We start from the raw sequence: 26040 nt of genomic DNA on the forward strand, positions 1-26040 counted from the left end.
TTTTTTGAGCAGGCTGTGTGCAGCGCAGACTGCTTAAGCAAGGAGGAACCTGTTTTATGACGGAACTGACCTGTATCGTTTGCCCGATGGGGTGCACTTTGCAAGTGGCCCAGGGAGCAGATGGTATTACTGTAACCGGCAACAGCTGCCCGCGCGGGGCACAGTTTGGCAAGGCAGAGCTGACCGATCCGCATCGCAGCCTGACAACCACAGTGCACACGACACTTACGACGCTGCCGCTGCTGCCGGTGCGCACCGATGGTGAAATCCCCAAAGCCTTGGTGCCAAAAGCGATAGCGGCGCTTGCAAAGGTGCTGGTAGAGCACCCTGTAAAAGCCGGGGATGTAATTTTACCGGATTTGCTTGGCAGCGGCATTGATGTAATTGCTACTGCAACGGCTACAGAATAAATGAAAAAATATCCGCCCATGACCATACAAGAGAGGAAGGAATCAATATGTCGCATCCGTACAAAGGCTTTGAACCCAAGTGGTTGAACGAGCCGTTTGGCAAAAACTCTTACCGCTCTATTTTCAAATGGGGCGATCCTGCCCGAATCAAAGCACCGAAAGAGAATCTTTACCAGCTGATCAAAGAAACATTTGAGCTGGATGATACTTATTTTGCCGCTTACAAAGAAGATTTGGGACTCGACGACGTCAAATTCGAGCACCCCATTCGGCTCACCGAAGCACAGCTTGCGGCACTGCGCGCTATTGTAGGCGATGACTACCTGCGCACCGATGATTATGCAAGGCTTTCGGTGGCTTATGGTAAAACGATGTACGACATTTTGCGGCTGCGCAATAAAATCGTGGAGAATGTGCCCGATGCCGTGCTTTACCCCGAAAGCAAAGAGCAGATTGAACAGGTTGTCGCTTTTTGCGCGAAAGAAAGAATTCCTGTTTATGTTTATGGCGGTGGCTCTTCGGTCACGCGCGGTGTAGAATGTACGCGCGGCGGCATCTCGCTGGATATGCGTCTGCGCTTCAACAAAGTTATATCTTTCAACGAGGTAGACCAGACCATCACCGTGGAAGCCGGTATGAGCGGCCCGAAGTTGGAAGAGACGCTGAACAATGCCCAAAAATTATTTGGCGCAAAGCGTGCATATACCTGCGGGCATTTTCCGCAGAGCTTTGAATACTCCTCGGTCGGCGGTTGGGTGGTTACACGCGGTGCAGGCCAAAACAGCACCTACTACGGCTGCATCAGCGATATTGTGATTGGGCAGGAGTACGCTACCCCCATCGGCAATATCAAAACCGATACCTACCCGCGCAAGGCTACCGGCCCGGACCTTGGGCAGATTATGATGGGCAGCGAAGGTGCATTTGGCGTGCTGACCCATGTGACGCTAAAATTCTTCCGCCATATGCCCGAAACCATCGAGCGGTTCTCATTTATGTTCCGTGATTGGGAAACTGCCCGCGCTGCCGCACGAGAGATTATGCAGTGCGAAGCAGGTCATCCCTCGGTATTCCGCCTTTCAGACCCTGAGGAAACTCAGCTGATGCTGCGGCTTTATGGTGTGGATGAAAGCCCGCTGGCAAAGCTGTTTGCGGTGAAAGGCTTTAAAGAGGGCGAGATGTGCTTGTTCCTTGGTTTTACCAACGGTGAAGCTGGTTTTTCGAAAAACTGTGCGAAAGTAACAAAACGCATCGCGAAGCAGTACGGCGGTATGAGCTTGACTGGAGTTGTCACCCAAAGCTGGGAAAAAGGCCGGTTCGATGACCCGTACTTACGGGACACGATTCAGGATTTTGGCCTGGTGACCGATACGATGGAATGTACCGTGAACTGGAGCAATATGGCACAGGTGCATCGCGACGTGCGCGCCTACTGCAAGAGCCGCCCACATACCATCTGCATGACCCATATGTCGCACGTTTATCCGCAGGGGGCGAACCTCTATTTTATCTTTATTGCAAAAATGAGCGACCCTGCCGAATACAAAGCTTACCACGCAGGCATTCTTGATGCGATTCAGAAAGCAGGTGCTTCGATGAGCCATCATCACGGCATCGGCAAAATGTTCGGCCCCTGGCTGGAGGGCTTTATCGGCCGCAATGAATATGATGTATTCCGCGCGCTGAAAACGCACTTTGACCCGGATAATATCATGAATCCCGGCGGTACGCTGGGCCTGGACCTGCCCGAAAGCGAAAAACGCTTTTTGAGAGAAGATATTCAATAACTAAAAAGGAAACCGCGCTGAGCTCGTCTCAGCGCGGTTTTTGATTGGATAGGGGCCAAAGCTGGCTGACGAAAATAACGAAAAAATAAAGGGTAAAGTTGGATAAAATGACGCGTAATTCTGTCTTCTTAATGCGAAATAACAATAATTTTAAAAAATTTCAACGAAATAAATGATAGCACAATAAAAAACTTGTGAAGATACTGAAATAACTTGTTGGACGATTGTGAAGCTATCTTTTATAGTGATGGTATACCTTAGGCTTTCTGTATTTGTTGTGGAACCGCGGCCGCAACAAACAGTGAGAACTAAGCTCGATGCCATAAAGCGTGGTGGAATCAACAAAAGCAGGTGTGCTTTAGGCTCGCAAGGTGTGAGGGTACAAGAGCCACCACAAGCAAAAGCTTTTGCAGCATGAAATTTTTTAAGAAAGAAGGACAAGCCATGAATTCGCAAGCGGCAAAACCAAAAAAGAGTTTATTTGGGCGCTTCCTCTCCGGTGTGGAAACGGTAGGTAACAAAATTCCGGACCCGATGTTACTGTTCGTTTATCTTAGCATCGGTACCATTCTCCTCTCCTTTGTGCTTTCTCTCGTTGGCTTTTCGGGTGTCAACCCGGCTACCGGCGAAACGGTCGCAGTATTCAACCTCTTTTCTAAAGAGGGCTTTTTAAAGATGATTACCACGGCAGTGGGCAACTTCACCGGCATGTCTGCACTGGGCATGGTTTTGGTGTGTATGCTTGGTGTCGGTGTATGCGATCGTTCCGGCCTTTTCTCGGTCGGCCTGCACGGCATGGTCAACAACTCCAAAGGTTCTGACCTGAAACTTATCGTAATCTTCACCTTTGCCTGCATTATGGCAGACGCCGCAGGCGGCACTGGCTTTGTGGTTATGCCTCCGCTCGGCGCAATGGTGTTTATGGCAATGGGCCGCAACCCGATTGCTGGTATGATGTGCGCTTACGCCTCGGTATCTGGCGCGTTCGCTTCTAACCTGCTGGTCACTTCTATGGACGTTGTGAACCTGAGCTTTACTGAAGCGGCAGCACAGCTGGTAGATCCGAGCATCGCACTTTCCCCGGCCATCAACTATTACTTCTCTGCCTTCTCGGTCATCACGCTCACCATCGTTTCGGTGCTGATTACCACCCGCATTATCGAGCCTCGACTAGGCAAATACAAATCGCAGGACGGGCTTGTGCACGAAGCACATGAAACAACCGCAGAAGAGAAAAAAGGCCTGCGGGCTGCAATGCTCTCTGTAGGGATTTATCTGGCAGCCATCGTAGTGCTGGTAATCACCGGTGTGTTGTGTGACCCTGAAACCGGCTCTGCCATTGCGTCCAAAGCCCCTCTCATGAAGAGCCTTCCGCTGCTTATCGCGCTGCTCTTCTTCATCCCAGGCACTGTGTTTGGCATAGTTTCCGGCAACTTCAAAGGCTTTAAAGATATTGCCGCTGCCCTCAGCAAATCCATGGCAGATATGGGCTCGTACATTGCTTTGATTTTCTTCATTGCACAGTTCCTCAAATACTTCGAGTGGTCCAATATCGGCATTATTCTGGCAATCAAAGGCGCAGATGCACTGCAGACCTCCGGTTTCCCGATTTGGGTTGTACTTGTGCTGTTTGTCATCCTTTGCGCTTTCATCAACCTTATCATTGGTGGTGCTTCTACCAAATGGGCAATTCTTTCTCCGGTTTTTGTGCCGATGTTCATGTTCCTCGGTTATCACCCCGCACTGGCACAGATGGCTTACCGCATTGGCGATTCCATCACCAACCCCATTTGCCCGACCTTTGCCTATTTCGGCATGCTGTTGGCTCTTGCCAAAAAATATGACAAAGAGGCCGGTGTTGGCACCCTTATGGCCAACATGCTGCCCTATACCATCGCATTCTTCTGCTTTATGATTGTACAGCTGCTGATCTGGTTCTTCCTCAAAATTCCGTTTGGACCGGGAGCACCGCTGTTCCTGAACTAATTTTAAGCGCGTGCTGCGGCCGATAATTTCGGCCGTAGCCGGACGCGCGATATCTCTGAAAGGAAGAAAGACTTATGCGCAAGCCGTCTGTCATCGTAGTTTCCGGTACACCCTATCAACAGGGGGTACAGCAGGGTCAGGCCCTGCGAGAGACTATTCTGAAAAATATTGAAAACATCCGTGCCGACCTTGCAAACAACCATTGCGACATGGATGAATATGCAGTTTTCATGCAGAAAAACGTAAACTTTCTGCAGCAGGCTCATCCAGAACTGATGGAAGAGATCGCTGGCATTGCAGATGGCAGCGGCCTTCCTTACACAGATATTCTGATGATTAATATCCCTGCGTACTTCATGCAGCGCTATTTCGTGCAGGAATGCAGCATGATTTTGGCACGCGGCAAAGCAACCGCCGACGGCTGCACTTACCTGATTAAAAACCGCGACATGAAAATGACGGTGCACCAGGCAGTCATCGAGCATCATTATCAAGATGGTCGTGTCGTCAGCGAAGTGAATGGTGCCGGTATCGTCACCTACCCGGCAAACGGTATGAACAATCGCGGCCTTGCGATTGCCACCACCGGTTTTTGGTCCCAGTACACCCATGTGGAGCTGGAGGACATCGGTCGCAGCCATATTTTTGTGAATATCCACCTGTTGCTGATGAACTGCAACACGGTAGCGGAAGTGCTGCAATATCTCAAAAACTCCCCCCGCATGAACGGACTGAACATCATTGCAGTGGATGCGGAGGATGCTGTGGTGATTGAAACAACCCGCGACGGCATGACCGTACGCCATGATGACGGCAGCGGTTTATTGTACCGCACCAACCACTATATGCTGGATGAAAACATTGGCTTAAACCCCAAGTTTGCAGAATATCCTTCTACCTTTATGCGGTATGCCCGCATTGAAGAAATGCTGGCAGAGCGCTCTGGCAAGCTTCGTTTTCAGGATCTTTTCCGGATTATGTCGGATCACCAAAATGAGCCGGTGAATGCCATCTGCCGCCACCCGAATGCTTTGGTTCCCTCTGAAACAGATTCTTCCAGCCTTGTTGTGCTGGAAGATGGCGAGATGTGGACCACGTTGGGCAACCCCTGCGAACATCTTACTTTATCCAAAATTGGAGAGGCAACTCTATGATAAATCCAAACTCCTTCGTTGCAAAACGAATTCAAAATCTCAAAAAAAAGATGGTGGAGAAAAATCTCGATACCGTCATCATTGCACGCCCTGAAAATGTCTTTTACTTCAGCAATTTCAATCCCATTATCAACAGCCATCCCGCTTATGTTATCGTCAGCCTCAAAAAAGAGGACTGCTTGCTGGTTCACTGCATCCGCAATGACCACGCCTGCAAAGAGGGCAGCCTCGAAAACGTGCAGCTGTACGGCAAATGGGGGGCAAACGTGGCCCTCGCGATGGACCCCATTGAGGCGATGCGCGTACTGCTTGGCAGTGAGCCGCTGCGCTTAGGGCTGGAGGGCAACTATGCCAGCATCAGCTGGGTAAGCAAGCTGCAATCGCTGCTGACGCTTACCTCGGTTACCGATGTAACGGACGACATTGCCATGCTGAAAATCGTCAAAGACGAATATGAAATTGATTGCATGCGCAGGGCAGCAGAACTGGTAGACTGCGGCGTGGGCACAGCCATTGAGGCCCTGCGCGGCGGCGCACATGAGGCGCTTGCCTGTACCGAGGGCCAGTATGCCATGCGCAAAATGTGGCACAACAAATTTCAGGAATATGAAGTTGCCGGATTTGGCAGCTCCGAATCGGCCCAGATTGACTCCTGTGTGGTCTGGAGCATGGCCAATGAACGCATTGCCTATGGCTGCGACTGCCCGCAGGCTTATACTCCTGTTGCAGGCGATTTGGTACTGCCAATGTCTTGGGCGCGCATCGGCGGCTATGCCGTAGAAAACGAGCGTGCCGTTATGGTAGGCGAAGTAGATGAGCTGCGCCGTCGGGCTTATGCTTCTATGCTGAAAGCGCGCAGCAATGTGTTTGAAATTTTGCGCCCGGGTACGACGTTTGAGGCGCTGTATACCACAGCGATGAGTGCCTTTGAGGACGCTGGTTTCAGCTCTATTCTGCCGGGGCGCTGCGGTCACGGCATGGGGCTTTCCACCCATGAATTCCCGTCGCTTGCCAAGGGCAACAAAATTGCGCTTGCACCCGGTATGGTGTTTACCGTTGAGCCCGGTTTGATGACCAAAGACTGGGGCGGTGTGCGTCACTCTGACACCGTTCTGGTTACCGAAAACGGGTATGAGCTACTTACAAAATACGAAAACGGTGAAATTGTCATCGTAAAATAATCTTCTGTTTTATTCTCTCCACATCACATAAACAAGCGACCCGCCTTTCACTGGTTGAAACGGCGGGTCGCTTGTTTATGTAAGGCGTATGAAATAGAGTTTTAAACTTCGCTGCCAACGTATTTATCTGCGCAGCAGCTCTTTAGAAAGCAGAATAAACTCTTTGGCTGCTTTGGTTTGGTACTTGTTTTTTAAATAGTTTACCGTGATGGCTTGGCAGGCTTCTTCGTAATCAAGCGGAAAAATTGTAACCCCGGAAAGATCACGATGTGTGGCATCTAAAAACAGCTGGGGGCAGACGATGGCGCCCAGCCCGGACAATCCGAGCGAAACAAGTGTTTCCACCTGGCCGGTTTCCACCACAATGCGAGGAGCAAATTCCTCATGCTCGCAGCAGTTGAAAAAGATTCTGCCAGCCCAGGTGCTGCGGCGAAGTGCAATAAAAGGGCAATCGCTAAACAGCGAGAGCGATACGGGCTTGCCGGGTATCAGCAGCTCCCGCCGACGGCCGGGGAAAAACTCTTTCAAAATTTCGTTTGGCACGGCCACGACCATGCGCTCTTCTCTCAGCATTTCCGAACAGATTTGCGGGTCTCGTGGGTTAAAACCGATGGTGAGGTCCACCTCGCCGCGGCGCAGCGCTTCGTCAATTTCAGAAGAAGTGCCGTCCAGCAAATGGATGCGCACCTGCGGAAACAGTGCGTGAAATGCAGGCAACAGCAACGGAAGCATAACGGCACCTCGCGCAGAGGGTACGCCGATGGTCAGATCACCGCTGCAAAAGTTTTTAATGTCTTCCAGTTCCTGTTCGGTTTGCTTTTCCAGGTCTAGCAGGGACAAGGCATTTTTATAAAAGCTTTGCCCGGCGGGGGTAAGTGTCATGGGTGGGGTTCTGTCAAAAAGCTTGGTGCCAAAGTGCTCTTCCAGCTTGGTGATATGGTTGCTGAGCGATTGCTGGGAAACATAAAGCCGTTTGGCGGCACGGGTGAAATTAAGCTCTTCTGCAGCCAGCACAAAATATTTGAGATTCAAAAAATTCATCTCATATCCTTCCTACCGTATGGCAAGCAAGCGCGCATGCGGTAAAGCAAAATTCAAAAACACAAAGAAACCCAGAGCGTTTTTGCAAAACCTCCGTTTTTGTTCGTGACATTCGACATTTAATACACTATTATTATATTAAAAGAACCCTTCCAATTCAACTGGCACCCGTGGAGAACTGCGAATGGCACAGCAAAGCATGGAAAAGAAATGAGGAGCTACTTATGAATCAATATGTCTATGACACCTATGTCGATATTTTGAAAAATGAGCTGGTCGTGGCACTGGGCTGTACAGAACCCATCGCGATTGCCTATGCAGGCGCTAAAGTACGCGAGGTGCTCGGGCAGATGCCACAGCATATCCGTGTTGCTTGCAGCGGCAATATTATCAAAAATGTCAAGGGCGTTACGGTGCCAAACTCCGGCGGGCAGCGGGGTATTGCTGTGGCAGCTACGCTTGGCGTAGTGGGCGGCGATGCAGCAAGGCAGCTGGCCGTGCTGGAATCCATTACCCCGGAGCACCAGCAAGCAGTGCGTGAGCTGCTGCAGGACGATTTTTGTGACTGCGACCTTGTGGAGGGCGTTGCCAACCTTTATATCTTAATCAGCGCGGTTGCAGGTCAAGAAACGGCCGAGGTCGAAATTGTCAATTACCACAGCAACATCACCCGCATTACCAAAAACGGCAAGGTGGTTTTTGAAAAAGGCGGTGCCAACGACGCACAGCACGTCCCCCTGCCGGACAAAGAGCTGCTGAACATCGGAGATATTCTGGAATTTGGGAAAACGTTAAACATAGAGGATATCCGCGATGTGCTCGAAAAACAGATTGAATGTAATGCTGCCATTTCGCAGGAGGGGCTTGCCCATAGTTGGGGGGCAAACGTCGGCAGTACCTTGCTGGCGGATTATGACACGAACGATCCGCGGGTGCGTGCAAAAGCTGCCGCCGCAGCCGGCTCAGACGCCCGCATGAGCGGCTGCCCGATGCCGGTCGTTATCAATTCCGGCAGCGGCAACCAGGGCATTACCGTAACGATGCCGGTTGTAGAGTATGCCAAGGCATACGGCAAAAGTCACGAAGAGCTGCTGCGTGCATTGGCAGTGAGCAACCTTATCTCGCTGCACCAGAAAAAGTATATCGGCAGTCTTTCAGCATACTGCGGGGCAGTTAGCGCCGCTACCGGCAGCGCAGCAGCTATATGCTGGCTAATGGGCGGCAGCCGGGAAGAAATTGATGATACCATCACAAATACGGTCGGCACAATTGGCGGCATGGTTTGCGACGGGGCAAAAGCATCCTGCGCCGCAAAAATTGCAGCGGCGGTAGATACCTCGCTGATGGCCATGCAGATGAGCCAGCGCGGCAATGTTTTTCAGCCGGGCGAAGGGTTGGTAAAAGACAACGTAGAAGAAACCATTAAAAGCATCGGCCGGATGGGGCGCGAGGGTATGCGCTCTACCGATGTGGAGATACTAAATATCATGCTGGATAAGTAAAGCAGCTACTTCTTCGCCATTATCACACCGCCCGGCAGGAGGGTATGTTTTTGCAGTGAGCCACTAAAAAGTGCGCTGCGCAAAACTTATGTGAGCGCATCACGGCGAGCGGCTGAAAAACATGGTATACTGTAAAAAATTCCCACAGGTTTGGATTTGCAGCAATAAGGCGGAAATGCCGAAAGCCGGACACAGTACAAAGGTTTTTCGTGTTGCTTATCTCAACCGGGGTGGAATTATCGGAACAACAGACAACAGGAGAGTGCATTATGGCAAAAGTCATTATACTTGGTTCCGGCCCAGCCGGTATTTCTGCGGCGCTTTACACCGTGCGCGCAGGCATGCAGACTACAATTCTCAGCAAAGGCAGCGGCGCGCTGGAAAAAACAGAAAAAATTGAAAACTACTATGGTTTTGCAGAGCCCGTGACGGGGCCTGCGCTGCAAGCAGCCGGAATTGCACAGGCCAAGCGGCTGGGGGCCGAGTTCATCGAAACCGAGGTCGTAGGCCTCTCTTACGAAGAAGATTATGTGGTGCAGACCACAACAGGCACCTATCATGCAGACGGTGTGATTATCGCTACAGGTTCGCCGCGCAAAACACCGCGCATTGCGGGTATTGCCGAGCTGGAAGGCCACGGCGTAAGCCATTGCGCTGTCTGTGATGCGTTTTTCTATCGCGGCAAAGAGGTTGCGGTGCTGGGCAATGGCGAATATGCCCTGCATGAAGCGACAGCTTTGCTGCCGGTTGCGGGCTCTGTGACAATTTTGACCGACGGGGCTGAACCAGAGGCTAACTTCCCGCCCGAGGTTAAGGCCAATACAGCCAAAATTGCAAAAATCGAAGGCGACGAGCGTGTCAGTGGTGTGCTGTTTGAGGATGACACCCGACTTTCGGCAGATGGCGTTTTTGTTGCTTACGGCGTGGCAGGCAGTGCAGAGCTGGCACGTAAAATCGGTGCCGAAACCGAAGGCAGCCGCATTGTGGTAGACGAAAATTGCGCTACCGCGCTGCCTGGTCTGTACGCAGCAGGTGACTGCACCGGCGGCCTGTTGCAAATTGCAAAAGCGGTGTATGAAGGTGCAAAAGCAGGCACAGAGCTGATGAAATATCTGCGCAAGCAATAAATGATAGTGAAATAAAATAAGGGCTGCGCAGAAGAGGTTTTGCGCAGCCCTTTATTTTGTGGCAGAAACAACTTAGCAAATCCGGTGTCTGCAGCGATGCAAAAAAGCACCGCCCCAAAAGGGCGGTGCTTTTTTGTGCGGCGGGAAGAATAACGAAAAAGTTAAGAGGAGAATGTCCCGGTAGGAGCGCCGAGAAAGAAGCGAACGAAGGTTGCGGCACAACGTTCGCGCCCGCCGCAAAGCGGATTGCTGCCCTGTTGCGGCAAGGCAGGCCTGGCATGGCTTGAACAATGCAAACTGCACAGCGAAGAATCAAGCAGCCAAAGCGGTTCCGCCTATGTTAACAGCCTGGGGAAAGGCTGCGAACATCATTTATTCATAACGCAGTGCTTCAATGGGGTCCAGCTTAGAAGCATTATTGGCAGGGTAGTAGCCAAAGAAAACGCCGATGCCCATAGAAAATGCGACTGCGATAAGAATTGCAGGGATAGAAGGTTTGGCGGGGAATTTCATCAGCGTCGCGCCGATGCTGCCCAGTGAAACGCCGAGCACCACACCAATAATACCGCCGATGAGGCAGATAATCATTGCCTCTACGATAAACTGAAACCGTATTACCCGGCCTTTTGCACCAAGAGCCATACGTACACCAATCTCGCGGGTACGCTCGGTTACCGACACCATCATGATATTCATGACGCCGATGCCGCCCACCAGAAGAGAGATGGCGGCCACCGCGCTGATGCCAAGCTTTACATTGCCAAGCATCTTGTTCATAGATTTAAGCATGCTTTCCATGCTGCTTGCGGTGGCGGTGAATTTGGGGTTGCGGGTGTAAAAGCTGGAAAAATAGGTTCCCGTATCGCGCAAAAACTTTGCGCTGTCGGTATCTTGTTTCGGGCGCACCGTTAAGGTGCGGTAACCTGCGGGCGACTGCATCGATTGCTTTGCCGTGCCGATGGGCAGGTAGACATTGGTTTCGGTATCGGCATTGCCCGGCTTGCCGTCCGGCTGCTTATACTGGTAAACACCGCAGATGTAAAGGCGCAGGTTTTTGCCGCCTACATCTGCTGCAAAGCTTTTACCGAGTGCCTGCTGCGGGGTTACCTTGCCGCCAAAATATCGCTTTACAAAAAGGTCGCTGACTACGCCGACAGCGCGCCCGGTGCGAGAATCTGCATCGGTTACATAACGGCCAGAAAGCATCTGTATTTTTTCAAGCACGGCATTGTCAGCGTTGGTCCCCACAAGGGTTACATTCGCTTTGTACCGACCATTGGTCAGCTTGGCGCTGCCGATGTTTTCGGTAACCGAAATTGCTTCAATCACCGAAGAAAAAGTTTTGCGGTAAGACGCAATCATCTCGTCGGTCAAAAAGTCTTTTGAAGTAGGTTCGACATACTCATAGCTGTAATCAAAAGAGCTGTCGTCGCTGGCCATATCGTCGGTGAACATCGGCATATCCTTTTGCTCAATGTTCACGGTTACATTTCGTGCGCCAAAGCCGGACATTTCTGCATTCAGTGAGCCGGTAAGCGAGTCACCAATGGTTACGATAGTGATAACCGAGCCGATGCCGATGATGATACCGAGCATCGTTAAAAGCGCACGAAGCTTATTTGCCATAAGGCTGGAGAGCGCAAGGCGCACATTTTCAAACACTGACATAGTGGCCCTCCTGTCTATGGTCGTCTATAATGTTGCCGTCCTTTAAAGTGATAATGCGGGGGCATTCCGCAGCAAGCTCGCGGCTGTGGGTGATAAGTACGATGGTTTTGCCTTGCTCGCGGTGCAGCTTGTGGAAGATATCCATTACCGTACGGCTGGTGTTGCTGTCCAGCGCGCCAGTCGGTTCGTCCGCCAGCAAAATAGCGGGGTCATTGACCAGGCTGCGGGCAATGGCAACACGCTGTTTTTGACCGCCGGAAAGCTCGCTGGGCTGGTGGCCGCTGCGCTGGCCCATGCCCACCATTTCCAGCAGTTCTGCCGCGCGCTCTTCACGCAGTTTGCGCGAAGCACCGGCATACAGCATCGGCAACTCTACATTCTTTTTTGCAGTGGTGCGGCCAATGAGGTTGAAGTTTTGAAAAATAAAGCCGATCTTGGTATTGCGTACATCGCTCATTTCGTCGCGCCCAGCTTTGCGCACGTCGACACCGTCCAAAAAATAAGAACCATTGGTCGGCTGGTCGAGCACGCCGATAATATTCATCAAGGTTGATTTGCCGGAGCCGGATTCGCCCACGATGGCAACGAATTCGCCGCGGTAGACGTCGAGATCGATACCATGCAGAATTTCCAACTCATTTTCGCACCCTACATTATAGGTTTTGATAATGCCGCGCATTTGAATGAGCGGCGTCTGGTCGTACTGCTGCATTACATCTGCTCCATTCGGTTGACATTGGAATTGACCGATTCGGCAAGGTCGCTCCAAGAGGCATCTGCAAGCACCTCAAGTCCTTCTTCGATGCCGGTGCCGGACACTTCGATAGAATAATCATTTTTGATGCCGGTGGTTACGGGCATATCTTTAAAGCTGCCGTCCGGCTGTTTTGCGCGCAAAAAGGTTTTGCCCGCATCATCTGTTTTAATTGCGTCCAGCGGCACGCTCAGTACGCCGGGTTTGCTGTCAATGATAATCTCCGCTTTTGCTTTGGTGCCGATGAACAGCCCTTCAGGGTGGTCTACCGTGATGTCAGCAGAAAAACCAGCGGCATCGCCGGTGCCGGCGGTCGGAGAAATGCGGGTGAGGGTGCCCATGATTTTGTCGGGGGAAGCGTCGCTCTGGATGCTGGCTTTCATGCCGACTTTCACTTTGCTGACGTCATATTCTGCGATACGAACCGCAATGACCAGCTTTTCGGTGGACTGAATGGTTGCAACGGTGCCGTTGGCGTTGCTGCCGAGGGTAACTTTCAAATCCGTAATTTTGCCGGAAGTTTCTGCTTTGAGAATGGTTTCGCTCAATTTTTTGTTCAGGTCATCCAGCTCGGTGCTAGAGCTGCCTTTTTTGACTGCATTCAGTGCAGAAATCATCGTATCCGTAAGGCTGGCAATGTTGGTGTCGATGTCATTCATCGTCCGGGTGCGGTTAGCATTCGCAGCGTTCAGCTCTTCCTGTGCCTTATTTTTTGCGGCAAGGCGTGCATCGTTTTCTTGCACGGCAGCGGTGTAAGCTGCGCTGTAAGTATCATAGCTGTAAAGGGTTTTTGCATTGGCAAGTTCGGTCTGTTTTGCGGTCGCGTTTGCCTGTGCGGCAGTGTAAGCGTTATACAAATCTCCAGAAGTAGCTCCGCCGCCTGCAATCCACGCATCGTAAGCAGCCTGCTTTGCAGCCTCGGCAGAATCTGCTGCGGACTGCGCGGAAGAAATCGCGCTGGTCATCAAATCATAGTTGCTTTTTGTATTTTTATAAGTATCGGAATAAGCGGCAAGGTTTGCTTCGGCATTGCTCAGCGCTTGCTTTGCAGTGGCCACGAGGCTATCTTGGTTGGTCAGCTCACGCTGTTTGGCTGCTTTTGCATCATCCACTGCGCGGCGTGATTTGTCATAAGCCTCTTGCAGCTTGGTTTTATCCTCGGCAAGCATCTTTTTCTTTTCGGCAATTTCTTTTTCGATGCTGTCGCTGGAAAGGGTGCAGATAATATCGCCTTTTTTTACGATATCGCCCACCTTAACGTTTAGAGCGGTTACTTTTGCGGTAAGGGTAGTTGCTACTGAAGAAACCTCTGCACTTTCTACGGTGCCGCTGACGTTGACCGAATTGTTCAAATCGCCTTTTTCCAAAAAAACGGTACGGGCGAAATCAAGCGACTCGCTGGAAGCGGAAGCAGCCTTGCTGCGGCCTGCCCATATTGCCGCCCCACTAGCACCGATAACGACCACCAGTGCCAGTGCAATGACACGCTTTTTGTTTTTGAAAATGCCTTTTAGCCGATTTAGTTTCATAAAATGCTCCTCCGTATTCTATCGCAGTTGCTGCGTTTGTTCACTTTCTACATTTGCCATTTTAAAATGTTACTCTTAACCCTGCCTTTACCCAGCCTTAAGGTTTCTTAAGGAAAAGAAAACCAAAAAAATCCCCCGGCTATGATAGCCGGGGGATTTTTTATGCTAATGGAAGTGTGAGGTCAAATTGTGTAATATAAGGCAAATGCGGCTTGGAAACAAGGCAAATGCTGCCGCCATGCGCCTGTGCTACCTTTTTGCTGATAGCCAGCCCAAGGCCAGAGCCCTGACGGTTATTGCGCGAATCATCGCCTACCACAAAGGGGTCAAACAGAGCATTTGCAATCTCTTCGGGAATGCCCACGCCGTTGTCTGCTACAGTAACAATAACATGCTTTGCCAGCGGCGAGATGGAAAAGTAAATTGTAGTACCTTTGGGATTATGCTTGATGCTGTTGACAATCAAATTTTCAAATACCCGGTGCAGCGCCATGCGGTCGATATTGCAATAAACAGGTTCATCGGGAATCTCAATTTCGAGAGAGAAGCCTGCAAGGTCAATTTCGCTGTATTTGGCAGCAAGGTATTCGCGCGCATATTCGCAAAGGTCGCAGCGTTCAAGGTCGACGCGGAAATCCGGATGGTCGAGCTTGCTGTACTCATAAAATGTATTAATTAAGTCATTCAATAAGGTCGACTTATGGTAGATGGTCATGAGATACTGCTCTTTTTTATCTTCCGGAATCAGCCCGTCGCAGATGGCTTTGGAATACCCTTGAATCACGGTAATCGGTGTTTTTAAATCGTGAGAAATGTCCGCCAGCATCTTTTGGCGGCCCGCTTCCAGCTTACATCGCTGGGCTTCGCTTTCGGTAAGGCGGTGCGAAAGTTCGCAAAAACTCTCATTAATCTGCACCAGCTCGGCCGGGCCGGTGTTGAGGGGCTCGGGCTGGGCCCCGCCGCGGTCAAATGCGACAATGGCATGGTTAAGTTGCTGCATGGGGCGTTTCACCTTTTGGTTCATCCATAAAATAAAAATAGCAACGAGAATGACGTAGAGGGCAAGAAAACTGTAAACAGCAAGGTCTTGCAACCGGGCAGCCCGCGTGAACTCTGCATCAGACGCATAGCCGAGGTAGAATAGCAGTGTAAGGGGTTCGCCCTTGGCGTTGTGGAAAGGCATCTGCTGAACGGTTCGCCCGTCGGGCAAAGAGTGAGTCAGCAGTTCATATTCGCTTTTGGTCAGCTGCGTGTTTCCGGTAGGGGATTCGCCAATGACAACTTTGTAAGTATCGTCGACTACAAGCAATCTGCCGGATTGGAAACCATCTGCGGTGTAGCGGTAATCTGCCACAACGGTTTGAGCATGTTTTTGGTCTAGATCGTATTTCAGCACTTCGCGGTAGACGTAGCGGGAGTCGAGCGGGATGCAGGCAAGCTCACCCGGTGTGTAAGCAGAATGGGTTGCAACTCCGCTGGAGTAAAGCAAAACGCCGTTTGCGTCCAGCACCTCGATAGAGCTGCGTGAGCCAAACAGTTTTTTTACCGGCAGACGGCCGTATTCCCCAGCAATCAGGTGTTTTTCGTACTTTAAAATATCTTCTGGTTCAGAGTGAAGCACTAAGGAAGAAAACTGCCAGGAATTAAAAGAAAACAATGCCACGGCAGCCAGCACCAACACCAGTGTGAAAATCAGAAAATTGCGCACCAGTAAGCTGAAAAACGTGTGTACATGGGGGCGGCGATTTTTAATCTTTGCTTTCAATTTTATACCCAAGCCCCCTTACGGTTTTAATATACCGCGGACTTCTGGGATCCTCCTCCAGCTTATCGCGCAGCTTAGAAATATGCACCATCATGGTGTTATCGTCATTTTCAAAGTATTCGCCGTTAATGCTTTCGTAAATTTGTACTTTGGTGAAAATGCGCCCTGGCGATTTCATCAAAAGTGCCAAAATTTTGTATTCGGTAGGAGTAAGCGAAATTTCAGTATCGTTTTTCCAAAGGGTGCAGGTTGAAGTATCCAGCACCAAATCGCCTACACAAAGCCGGTCAGAGCTTGTGGCAGCATCTGCGCCTAAATCGTAAAAACGGCGCAGTGCCGCTTTTACGCGTGCAATAATCTCCAGCGGGTTAAAAGGCTTGGTGAGATAGTCATCAGCGCCTAGCCCAAGGCCTAAAATTTTATCGCTGTCCTGATTTTTTGCAGAAAGAATCAGAATAGGCAGGTTACTAACCTCTCGCAGTTTTTTGGTTAGCTCGTAGCCGTTCATCTTCGGCATCATAATATCCAGCACGGCAAGGTCGACTTTGGTTTCTTTGGCAATGCGCAACGCATCTTCGCCATTGTTGGCAGAGAGTATCTCGTACCCCTCGTTTGAGAGATAGAGGGTCAGCAGCTCTACGATATCCTCATCGTCTTCGGCTACTAAAATTTTATAATTCACAGTGCGGCCCTCCCTGTGGGTTTAATGATTTTATTATACGACGAAATTTGCATGCGGCAAGCGTCGATGTTGAAAAAAGTATAAAATACTGCTCTTAAAGTGACCTTTAGGCAACCTTAATTTTCCTTAAGAAATGCGAGATAACAAAAGCACCATACTTTTCCACAAAGTACGGCGCTTTTGTTGAAAATCAAATCAATCCAGATGAAAACTGCGCACCGCTTCGCGCAGGGGTAAAACGGCAGCGGGGGAAACCGAAAGCTCGGTAATACCCATGCGCAGAAAAGCTTCTGCTAAAGCCGGGTCTGCCGCGGCTTCGCCGCAGACGGCGACCGGCTTGCCGTACCGGCGTGCACTTTCGGCGGCAACCGAGATTAAGCCCAGCACGGCGGGGTGGTGTGGGTCACAGAGCGCGGCAACAGCAGGGTTGGTACGGTCGGCAGCCAGGGTATACTGGGTAAGGTCGTTGGTGCCGATGCTGAAAAAGTCCACCTCCTGCGCCAGAGAATCGCTGATGAGTGCCGCGGCAGGGGTTTCAATCATAATGCCAAATTCAAAACTGCCCACCTCATAACCGCCAGCGGTAAGAGCGGTTTTTTGCAGGGCAACAAAGCGTTTAATTTCCCGCACCTCGGCCAGCGAGATAATGAGCGGAAACATCACTGCAAGATGCCCGAATTTGGCGGCACGCAGCAATGCGCGGATTTGAGCGGCAAACAAATCTCTTCGCGCAAGCGAAACGCGAATGGCCCGGCAGCCCAAAGCCGGGTTTGGTTCTGCCGGCAGCGGCAGGCAGGGCGCCTGCTTGTCGGCACCGATGTCCAATGTGCGGATGACAACGCGCTGCCCATGCATCTCTGTCAGCACTGATTTGTATGCTTCAAACTGCATTTCTTCGGTCGGTGGCGTGGGGGAAGAGAGAAACAGAAATTCGCTGCGCATCAAGCCAACGCCCTCGGCACCATTTTTGAGCGCACTTTCCACCTCGTCCGGTGTGCCGATGTTTGCAGCGATAATCACTTTGTGTCCATCGGCGGTGCGGCTTTCTTCGGCAGCTAAGCGGTGCAGCTGTTCGTTGCGCTGTGTCTGTTTTTTCAAAGCGGCCTCGTAGCGGCACAAGGTGGCGGTATCGGGATCGGCAATTACAATGCCGGAGCTGCCGTCAAGGATAAGCAGCGTGCTGGCGTCCACCGTGCGCAACGCCTCACCCAACCCGACCACCGCAGGAATGCCTTTTGCCCGCGCCAAAATCGCCGCGTGGGATGCGGCTGTGCCATCTTCGGTGGCAAAGCCGCAGACGATGGCGGGGTCAAACGAGGCGGTGTCTGCCGCAGAGAGCTCGGCCGCACAGAGAATACAGCGGGTGTGGGGCTGGGCGGCGACCTGGCCGGACAACAGACGCAGCAATCGGGTGCCGATTTCGCGTACATCAGCCGCCCGCTCGCGCATATAGGCGCTGTCCATTTCTTCAAACATCGAAGAGAATTCGCCAACCGCAGCTTTTACCGCAGAGGTCGCGCTGTGCTGCTGCAGGGTAATAATGCGGCGCACGGTATCCAAAAAATCTTCATCGGTAAGCATCATGGCGTGGGTTGCAAAAATTTCACGCGCTTCTCGGGTGGTACCTTCTTCTCTTAAAGCAAGCAGCTCTGCAAGCGCTGCTTTGCGAGCACCTTCAAAATGCGAAAGCTCTTCGCCCGGCGACAGCTGCTGGCGGGCGGGCGCGGGGGCTTGTTGTTGCCGAAAACAGGGGGCAATGCAAATGCCGCCCGAAGCTGCGGTACCTTGGAATTGTTTCATATTTGCTGCGCTCCTTTTTTGTTCTTGCCTGTCCAAAGGCAATGCTCTTGTTACGAGATATGCGCCGCCGAAAAAAGATATACGGTGTTTTGGTTTTGTGTTATACTGAATGCGGTAAAAAGATTTGTTTCGACACAAATTCCCCAACGCTGGCGCAACCTTGCAAAGGCGGATTTTGAGAGGGTACGAAACAGAAGGAGAAACGCAAAATGACAGATTATATTTTAGAGCAGCTGCGTGCGCTGGTCGCCATCGACAGCCCGAGCGGCTTTACTGAAAAAGTAACGGCTTATGTATTGCAGGAGCTTACCCGCCTGGGCTTTGCGCCGCAGCGCACCGCAAAGGGCGGCGTGCTGTGCTGCCTTGGCGGCAGCGGCAACGGCCTGCTGCTTACCGGCCATATTGATACCCTTGGCGGCATGGTGGCTGCCGTAAAACCCAACGGGCGTCTGCGCATTTCGCCGGTAGGCGGGCTTTCTGCAAACAACTGTGAAGCCGAAAACTGCCGTGTTTATGGCCGTTTTGGCGGTGTGGTAGAAGGCTGCCTGCAGCTTTGTAGCCCCAGCGTACACGTAAATAAAAATTACAGCGAAGAAAAACGTGATTTTACCACGATGGAAGTAGTGCTTGACGCTGTTGTGCATACCAAAGAAGAAACCGAAGCGCTTGGCGTTTCGGTAGGTGATTATGTTTGCTTTGACCCGCGGCTTACCGTAACGGAAACCGGCTACATCAAAAGCCGCTTTTTAGATGATAAGCTCTCGGTCGCTATTTTGCTGGGCCTTGCAAAATCAATCAGCGAAAAAGAAACGGTGCCGGCAAGAGAAGTGTGGCTGCACGTTACCGTATTTGAAGAGGTTGGCCACGGCGGCTGCGCCAGTGTGCCGGCAGGGGTGCAAGAGATTCTTGCAGTGGATATGGGCTGTGTCGGCGACGACCTTGGCTGTACCGAAACGCAGGTTTCCATCTGTGCAAAAGACAGCCGCGGACCCTATAACTATGACATGACCACAAAGCTGATTGCGCTTGCAAAAGAAGCAAAGCTGGACTACGCGGTGGATGTTTACCCCTATTATGGCAGTGACGCAGATGCGGCACTGGAAGCAGGACACGACTTGCGGCACGCGCTGATTGGCGCTGGCGTTTATGCCAGCCACGGTTATGAGCGCAGCCACAAGGAAGGTGTGAAAAACACCTACCAGCTAGTGAAAGCTTTTGTAGAAACGCTGTAAAGCAAACCGGCTTGCCGAAAAAACATTTTCTTGAAAATTCGCATTCTTAACAGGAAATGTTTGACCGGATGGTCTGGGTTTGATAAAATAAAACGAATTGGGACCCAGCGAAAACGTTCCGGAGGAAATTTTGAAACGCGAAGAAAAAAACTTACAAAGCCGCCGCCGTATTTTAAGCGCGGCGCTTCATGAATTTGGCACCCACCCATATGAAACCGCTTCTCTTAATACCATCTGCCAAGAGGGCGGTGTTTCTAAAGGTATTATTTATCACTATTTTAAAGATAAAGACGAGCTTTATCTACTGTGTGTGCAAGAGTGCTTTGATGCACTTGCTGCCTACATAAAAGAACAGCCTTTGCCCCAAGGCGACAGCATGAGCGCGCTGAAACAATGGTTGTTTGGGGCGCTGCCCTTTTTTGAGGGACACCCGCTTTACGCAAACCTTTATGCAGGCGCAGTTTTGGTACCGCCCCGCCACCTTGCCGCTGCGGTAGGGCTCATTCAGCGAGAGTACGAGGCGCTTAGTCGACGTGACCTTACTGCACTGCCCATCAAGGCACAGCTGCGGCCGGGGCTGGATGTCGATGCAGCTTTTTCGGCCCTTTGCGCCGGGCGGGATATGATTTGTGCCCGGTTACTGCGCGAGCGACTAGATGGCAGCCCGCTGCACAGCTTTGAACACCAAAGCGGAATGCTGGCCGACCTGTTACTGCGCGGGGTTTTGAAAAACGCAAAATAGTGCATGGCCGCCTGCTGCAACGCTGCAACGGCGGAAGAATAAAACGGTACCGGTAGCTTGGCCGGTGTTTTCTGCAAGGGAGGATAACAGCGTGACTTATCAGGAAATTTTGGAACAGGCGCGTCCGCGCCTGGGTGCTTACTGCAAAGGCTGCGTGGAATGCAACGGCAAAGCTTGCCGTAACCAGATGCCGGGTCCCGGCGCCAAAGGCGTTGGTGATACGGCAATCCGAAACTATGAAAAGTGGAAAGAAATCCGGGTCGAAATGGACACCCTTACCGAAAACAGCCCGGTAGATACCAGCTGCACACTGTTTGGTCGTCAGTTCCGTTACCCGTTTTTTGCGGGCCCCGTGGGGGCAGTGCGGCTGCATTACGGCGATGCTTACACCGACGAAAGCTATAACGATGCGCTGGTGCCCGGCTGCGCTGCGGCAGGCATTGCTGCCTTTACCGGCGACGGCACCAACCCGGAAGTGATGCGTGCGGCTACGCAGGCAATTGCAGCAGCGGGCGGGGTAGGTGTCCCCACCGTAAAACCGTGGAATGCACAGACAGTTGCAGAAAAAATGGAGCTGGTAAAAGCGAGCGGTGCATTTGCTGTGGCAATGGACATTGACGCAGCCGGCCTGCCGTTTTTGAAAAACATGACCCCGCCTGCCGGCAGTAAATCGGTGGAGGAGCTGCAGCAAATCATTGCTGCGGCAGGCTTGCCCTTTATTGTAAAAGGCGTTATGACGGTGCGCGGTGCGCTGAAAGCCAAAGAGGCAGGCGCAGCGGCGATTATTGTTTCTAACCATGGCGGGCGCGTGCTGGATAGCTGCCCTGCAACAGCAGAAGTGCTGCCCGAGATTGTGGCAGCCGTAGGCGATAGCATGACAGTGCTTGTTGACGGCGGTCTACGCAGCGGTACGGATATTTTTAAAGCGCTGGCACTTGGGGCACACGGCGTAGTGATTGCCCGTCCGTTTGTCACTGCGGTTTATGGCGGCGGTGCAGACGCTGTGGCTGCCTATGCCGAAAAGCTGGGCGCAGAGCTGGCCGATACCATGATGATGTGCGGGGCGCATAGCCTTGCAGAAATCACGCGCGAGATGGTTCGGCTTTAATTGTCCGGCATCGTATGCGAAAAGAAAGAAGATTTTTCGATGATACAGGATATTGCACCGCATTTTTATAACAACAGCTACCAACGCAGGCAAGCGACTTGTGGCGATACGGTGTTTGTTTTTGCAAGCGAAAAAATGCTTTGCAAAACAGCAGAGCCGCTTTGCTGGCCGACCTTTGAAGAGTTAGATCTTGCACCCGAAAAAGCGCAATACTTATTTTCGATAGATAACACTGCATTTTTTATAACCAGCGAAACACCGGCAGAGATACCGGAAGCATTTTCTTATCTGCCGCCCTCTCTGCTGCGCACAGCACACCCGCGGCATCTTGCCTTTGCAGGCTTTGTGGCAGGGCAGCTGCATGACTGGTACCGCAGCAATCGTTTTTGCGGCAGCTGTGCTGCACCGATGCAGCACAGCGAAAAAGAGCGCATGTTGCAGTGTCCGGTTTGCGGTAATATGGTTTATCCAAAAATCTGCCCCGGCGTTATCGTAGCGCTCACCAGCCATGGCAGACTGCTGATGTCTAAATACGCAGGGCGCGCTTACACCAACTACGCGCTGCTTGCCGGGTTTACCGAAGTAGGCGAGACCATAGAGCAGACGGTGGCGCGCGAAGTGATGGAAGAAGTAGGGCTAAAAGTAAAAAATCTGCGGTTTTACAAAAGCCAGCCCTGGGCCTTTTCCAGCTCTTTGCTCTGCGGCTTTTTTGCCGAGGTAGACGGCGACGATACCATTCAGCTGGACACGGAAGAGCTTGCGGAGGCCGCATGGTTTACACCAGAGCAGATTAATCTTGCGCCGGACGAGATGAGCCTTACCCGTGAGATGATGCTCTGCTTTAAAAACGGCGAGATGCCGTAGGGCAAACTGTTGCAATAAAAAAATCGCAGAGCGTGTGTTACGCTCTGCGATTTTTTATGGTTAAGCATCCACTTCGGAACGGGCGTGTTTTCGGTAGGCGCTGGGGCTGGTGTGTTCGCTGTTGCGAAACGCCTGCGAAAAATAGCTGGGGGAGGAAAAGCCCAATAGACTGCTGATTTTTGCAAGAGGATAGTCGGTGCGGGCAAGCAGATGTTTGCTTTCGGTGATGCGCCGCGCAATCAGATAATTGATGGGCGAGATGCCGTATTCTTTGGTGAAAGAATGCACAAGATAGTATTTGTTGATGTGCGCAAATTTTGCGAGCGAATCCAGTGTGATATTTGCGCTGTAATTCTCGTCCATATAACGCTTGACGCTCGCGAGCTCAGTATTGCCGCGGCTGCCCGCCACTGCATTGACGGCAAAATCATTACCACGCAACAGGTGGATGAACAGTATTTCAAGCGTATCCTGGCAGACCGTTTCACAGCCTTCCAACTTGTTTTCAATCTCACGCAGCATTAGGTTGAAGAGATACAGAATATCATCGCGCTTATCCCGGCATTTCAAAACGGTAGTAGCATCGCCCTGCCGCCCGAAAGAAAACTCCATGCCCTCTACCCCGAGCACGATGTATTCGAGCGGGTTGGCGTTCAGGCTGACTTCGGTGTGCAGGATGTTCGGGTTCACAATCACCAAATCATCGGTGGCAACCCCGTGCATTTGCCCTTCAATATTAAATTGGCCTGCGCCGTCAATACAGTAAAACAGCTCGGTGCAGGTATGTGAATGGGGGATAGAGTGCCAGTCGCCCCCAAAGCGGGATTTGCTGATGTACAGTAGTTTAGCAGTGTCTCGCGGTGCGGCCCGCAGGTTAAGTTCATAGCGCTCAGAACTCATAAGAGTGCCTCCTCCATTGAAGATTTGAAACCTTTTTATTGAGAAATTGCCACTAAATATATTTATATTGCGAAAAACGTAATTGTTTTGAGATTTTGCGTTGTTCTAACCAAGGATTCTACAAAAATATTATACGTTTTCTGCCATTCAGATGCAAGGCTTGTAACAAGATTCGGTAGCAAAAATGCGTTTTTATCGATTTGACAAACTAAAATAGGTGCATTTAGTCATATTTACTATACAAATTGACAAAATAATGACAAATTAATATGCGTTATGCATAAACAAGCAATATTTATAAATAATGCAGCAATAAGAAGATTGATACTAAGCTGTGTAATACATTATAGTTAAAACGTAGACAGCGGAGGTTTCCGCAACCATGAAATTTTCTTAGGAGGAAAAAGATCATGAAAAAAGTTTTATCACTGATCCTTGCAGGCTCCCTGGCACTGTCTTTGGTAGCTTGCGGCGGTGCTGCTTCTTCCAGCGCACCGGCTGGGTCTTCTGCACCGGCAGAAGGCAACAAAGTTCTCAAAGTCGCCGCGATCGAAACCGCCTATGGCTCTGAAATGTGGAAGGCTGTTGCCAAAGCATTTGAAGCAAGCCACGAGGGCGTCACCGTTGAGCTGGTGACCGACAAAAACCTTGAGGATGTTATCGGCGCAAACATGAAAGCCGGCGATTATCCCGATGTTGTCCACCTGGCAACCGGCCGCCCGGCAGCACTCACCGAGACCCTGATTAAAGAAGATGGCCTTGAGGACATCACCGACGTTCTGTCGATGACTGTTCCCGGCGAAAACGTGAAAGTTTCCGACAAAATCGCCGGCGGCTTCACCGATTCTTCTCTCACCAACCCGTACGGCGACGGCAAAACCTACATGGCTCCCATGTTCTACAGCCCCTGCGGCTTATTCTACAACGTTGGCCTGTTTGAGGAAAAAGGCTGGGAAGTACCGAAAACCTGGGATGAGATGTGGGCACTGGGCGACAAAGCGAAAGCAGAAGGCATCGCATTGTTCACCTACCCGACCACCGGTTACTTTGACGCATTCTTCTATGCTCTGCTGTATGAAGTGGGCGGCCCCGAGTTCTTCGACCGTGCTATGAAGTACGAAGAAGGCATTTGGCAGACCGAAGAAGCCAAAGCTGCTTTTGACATTGTTGCGAAACTTGCTACCTACACCGATTCCACCGTACCGGCAAACGCAAACAATGATAACTTCACCAAAAACCAGCAGCTCGTGCTGGACAACAAAGCACTCTTTATGCCCAACGGCACCTGGGTTATCGGCGAGATGGCTGATGCTCCCCACGCTGACGGTTTCCAGTGGGGCTTCACCGCACTGCCCGCTGTAAAAGAGGGCGGCGATTCTTACAGCTACACCTGGTTTGAGCAGTGCTGGATTCCGGCAGAAGCTCAGAACAAAGAGTTGGCAAAAGAGTTTATTGCTTACCTGTACAGCGACGAGGCAGCAAACCTGTTTGCAAACACCAAAACCAAAAACGATGATGGCACCGAGAAGCTCTCTGGCGCAATTCAGCCCATCAAAGGCTTTGCTGATACTCTCGAAGGCGACAACAAGCTGTTCTATGCTATCTACGACAACGGTGCAAAAGCTGCCCTTGGCAACTTTGCTGCAACTGAAGCTGTCGAAGGCGTGAACATGGCAGACACCCTGTTTGGCACTGTCAACAGCCTGGTTTCCGGCGATAAGACCGAAGATCAGTGGATCGCCGATGTCACGAAAGTCAGCGACCAGCTGCGCGCAGCACTGAAGTAAGCTACAACTTCAAAACCTGCATACTTTTTAAGTAGGCTATTTAACAGCGCTGAGTAGTACTACTCAGCGCTGTTTGCTTGCTTTATATATCAACTTATGGACAGGAGATGAGCGTGTGGATAAGCAAAAAGGGCGAGGCCGATTTGTGTTTTTCTGCGTAACCCCGGCCGTTGTGCTGTTTGTGATCTTTATGATCATTCCCACCCTAAATATTTTCCGGATGTCGCTTTACAAATGGGGCGGCTATTCAAAAACGAAAAAATTCGTTGGCTTTGATAACTTTATAAAACTTTTTCAAGATCCTAAATTTTTCCAATCCTTTCAAAATACTCTTTTGCTTATCGTGTTGGTCACGGTCGTAACTTTTGCATTTTCGCTGGTGTTTGCGGCCATTCTCTCGCGCGAAAAGATTCGCGGACAAAACTTCTTCCGCGTGGTCTTCTATATCCCGAATATTCTTTCGGTGGTGGTTATCTCCGCCATTTTCTCGGCGATTTATGACCCCAACAACGGTATGCTCAACAGCCTTCTGTCGCTGTTCCGCGGCGGCGATGCCAAACCGATTCTGTGGCTGGGCGATCAGAAAATCGTCATCTTCAGCCTTGCGGGCGCAATGGTGTGGCAGGCCATCGGTTATTACATGGTCATGTATATGGCAAGTATGGCAAGCATCCCCGAAAGCTTGTACGAATGTGCAAGCCTTGAAGGCGCAAGCCGCATCCACCAGTTCTTCCATATCACAATTCCGCTGATTTGGACAAATATCCGCACCACGCTGACCTTCTTTATCATCAGCTCTATCAACCTGTCGTTCCTTTTCGTCAAGGCAATGACCAGCGGTGGACCGGACGGTTCGACCGAGGTGTTCTTGAGCTATATGTATAAGCAGGCTTACACCAACTCGAGCTACGGCTATGGTATGGCAATCGGTGCGGTGGTATTCATCTTCTCGTTCGCTCTTTCTGCCATCGTCAATGCGGTGACCAAGCGCGAACCGTTAGAATTTTAAAGGAGGGTCAGC

21 protein-coding genes are annotated in these 26040 nt (G+C 51.1%); 13 read left to right on the forward strand and 8 right to left on the reverse strand.

Annotated features, from left to right (window positions below; all coding sequences use genetic code 11):
- Positions 1-56: 56 nt before the first annotated feature.
- From C1A11_RS13085 to C1A11_RS13105, 5 genes are all read left to right on the forward strand, one after another.
- Positions 57-410, forward strand: a complete 354-nt coding sequence (locus C1A11_RS13085) for a DUF1667 domain-containing protein (RefSeq protein ID WP_102050887.1) — start codon at positions 57-59, stop codon at positions 408-410.
- Between the two features lie 47 nt (positions 411-457).
- A complete protein-coding gene (locus C1A11_RS13090; protein ID WP_102050888.1) occupies positions 458-2197 on the forward strand; it encodes an FAD-binding oxidoreductase in 1740 nt (579 codons plus the stop codon).
- 444 nt (positions 2198-2641) lie between these two features.
- Positions 2642-4183, forward strand: coding sequence for an AbgT family transporter (locus tag C1A11_RS13095; protein WP_102050889.1), 1542 nt, complete (start codon positions 2642-2644; stop codon positions 4181-4183).
- Positions 4184-4257: 74 nt separating this feature from the next.
- On the forward strand, positions 4258-5337 hold the full coding sequence (locus C1A11_RS13100; RefSeq protein ID WP_102050890.1) for a C45 family autoproteolytic acyltransferase/hydrolase: 1080 nt from the start codon (positions 4258-4260) through the stop codon (positions 5335-5337).
- Positions 5334-6518, forward strand: coding sequence for a M24 family metallopeptidase (locus C1A11_RS13105; RefSeq protein ID WP_102050891.1), 1185 nt, complete (start codon positions 5334-5336; stop codon positions 6516-6518). The genes C1A11_RS13100 and C1A11_RS13105 overlap by 4 nt, the downstream gene beginning before the upstream one ends.
- Before the next feature lie 123 nt (positions 6519-6641).
- Here C1A11_RS13105 and C1A11_RS13110 read toward each other — a convergent pair whose 3' ends face one another.
- Positions 6642-7559, reverse strand: a complete 918-nt coding sequence (locus tag C1A11_RS13110; RefSeq protein WP_102050892.1) for a LysR family transcriptional regulator — start codon at positions 7557-7559, stop codon at positions 6642-6644.
- A 224-nt stretch (positions 7560-7783) separates the two neighbouring features.
- Between C1A11_RS13110 and C1A11_RS13115 the strand changes: the two genes are divergently transcribed.
- Together C1A11_RS13115 and C1A11_RS13120 are read left to right on the forward strand one after the other, a co-directional pair.
- The gene (locus C1A11_RS13115) at positions 7784-9061 is read left to right on the forward strand and encodes an L-cysteine desulfidase family protein (RefSeq protein ID WP_102050893.1); all 1278 of its coding nucleotides are present in this window, start codon (positions 7784-7786) and stop codon (positions 9059-9061) included.
- Positions 9062-9330: 269 nt separating this feature from the next.
- The gene (locus C1A11_RS13120; RefSeq protein ID WP_102050894.1) at positions 9331-10188 is read left to right on the forward strand and encodes an NAD(P)/FAD-dependent oxidoreductase; all 858 of its coding nucleotides are present in this window, start codon (positions 9331-9333) and stop codon (positions 10186-10188) included.
- A 372-nt stretch (positions 10189-10560) separates the two neighbouring features.
- Here the strand turns inward: C1A11_RS13120 and C1A11_RS13130 are convergent, their stop codons facing one another.
- The 6 genes from C1A11_RS13130 to ptsP all read right to left on the reverse strand — a co-directional run bounded on the left by C1A11_RS13130 (position 10561) and on the right by ptsP (position 18386).
- Positions 10561-11856: an ABC transporter permease gene (locus C1A11_RS13130; protein ID WP_102050896.1), complete on the reverse strand. Its 1296-nt coding sequence runs from the start codon at positions 11854-11856 to the stop codon at positions 10561-10563.
- Complete coding sequence (locus C1A11_RS13135; RefSeq protein WP_102050897.1) at positions 11843-12568, reverse strand: ABC transporter ATP-binding protein; 726 nt, start codon at positions 12566-12568, stop codon at positions 11843-11845. The genes C1A11_RS13130 and C1A11_RS13135 overlap by 14 nt, the downstream gene beginning before the upstream one ends.
- A complete protein-coding gene (locus tag C1A11_RS13140) occupies positions 12568-14139 on the reverse strand; it encodes an efflux RND transporter periplasmic adaptor subunit (RefSeq protein WP_102050898.1) in 1572 nt (523 codons plus the stop codon). The genes C1A11_RS13135 and C1A11_RS13140 overlap by 1 nt, the downstream gene beginning before the upstream one ends.
- Before the next feature lie 160 nt (positions 14140-14299).
- Positions 14300-15904, reverse strand: a complete 1605-nt coding sequence (locus C1A11_RS13145; protein WP_102050899.1) for a sensor histidine kinase — start codon at positions 15902-15904, stop codon at positions 14300-14302.
- Complete coding sequence (locus C1A11_RS13150) at positions 15888-16586, reverse strand: response regulator transcription factor (RefSeq protein WP_102050900.1); 699 nt, start codon at positions 16584-16586, stop codon at positions 15888-15890. The genes C1A11_RS13145 and C1A11_RS13150 overlap by 17 nt, the downstream gene beginning before the upstream one ends.
- Before the next feature lie 195 nt (positions 16587-16781).
- Positions 16782-18386: a phosphoenolpyruvate--protein phosphotransferase gene (ptsP, locus tag C1A11_RS13155; protein WP_102050901.1), complete on the reverse strand. Its 1605-nt coding sequence runs from the start codon at positions 18384-18386 to the stop codon at positions 16782-16784.
- Between the two features lie 209 nt (positions 18387-18595).
- Here ptsP and C1A11_RS13160 point away from each other — a divergent pair, with 209 nt between their 5' ends.
- From C1A11_RS13160 to nudC, 4 genes are all read left to right on the forward strand, one after another.
- A complete protein-coding gene (locus C1A11_RS13160; RefSeq protein ID WP_102050902.1) occupies positions 18596-19618 on the forward strand; it encodes a M42 family metallopeptidase in 1023 nt (340 codons plus the stop codon).
- Positions 19619-19748: 130 nt separating this feature from the next.
- Positions 19749-20360: a TetR/AcrR family transcriptional regulator gene (locus C1A11_RS13165; protein ID WP_180950368.1), complete on the forward strand. Its 612-nt coding sequence runs from the start codon at positions 19749-19751 to the stop codon at positions 20358-20360.
- A gap of 91 nt (positions 20361-20451) precedes the next feature.
- Complete coding sequence (locus C1A11_RS13170; protein ID WP_102050904.1) at positions 20452-21468, forward strand: alpha-hydroxy-acid oxidizing protein; 1017 nt, start codon at positions 20452-20454, stop codon at positions 21466-21468.
- A gap of 39 nt (positions 21469-21507) precedes the next feature.
- Positions 21508-22332: an NAD(+) diphosphatase gene (gene nudC / locus C1A11_RS13175; protein ID WP_102051099.1), complete on the forward strand. Its 825-nt coding sequence runs from the start codon at positions 21508-21510 to the stop codon at positions 22330-22332.
- A 60-nt stretch (positions 22333-22392) separates the two neighbouring features.
- Here the strand turns inward: nudC and C1A11_RS13180 are convergent, their stop codons facing one another.
- A complete protein-coding gene (locus C1A11_RS13180; protein WP_102050905.1) occupies positions 22393-23232 on the reverse strand; it encodes an AraC family transcriptional regulator in 840 nt (279 codons plus the stop codon).
- A 410-nt stretch (positions 23233-23642) separates the two neighbouring features.
- Here C1A11_RS13180 and C1A11_RS13185 point away from each other — a divergent pair, with 410 nt between their 5' ends.
- Entirely contained in the window at positions 23643-25019 is a 1377-nt protein-coding gene (locus tag C1A11_RS13185) for a carbohydrate ABC transporter substrate-binding protein (RefSeq protein ID WP_102050906.1), read from the forward strand.
- A 115-nt stretch (positions 25020-25134) separates the two neighbouring features.
- Positions 25135-26028, forward strand: coding sequence for a carbohydrate ABC transporter permease (locus C1A11_RS13190; protein WP_102050907.1), 894 nt, complete (start codon positions 25135-25137; stop codon positions 26026-26028).
- The last annotated feature ends 12 nt before the right edge of the window (positions 26029-26040 follow it).

Source organism: Pygmaiobacter massiliensis (assembly GCF_900199435.1).
GTDB lineage: Bacteria > Bacillota > Clostridia > Oscillospirales > Ruminococcaceae > Pygmaiobacter > Pygmaiobacter massiliensis.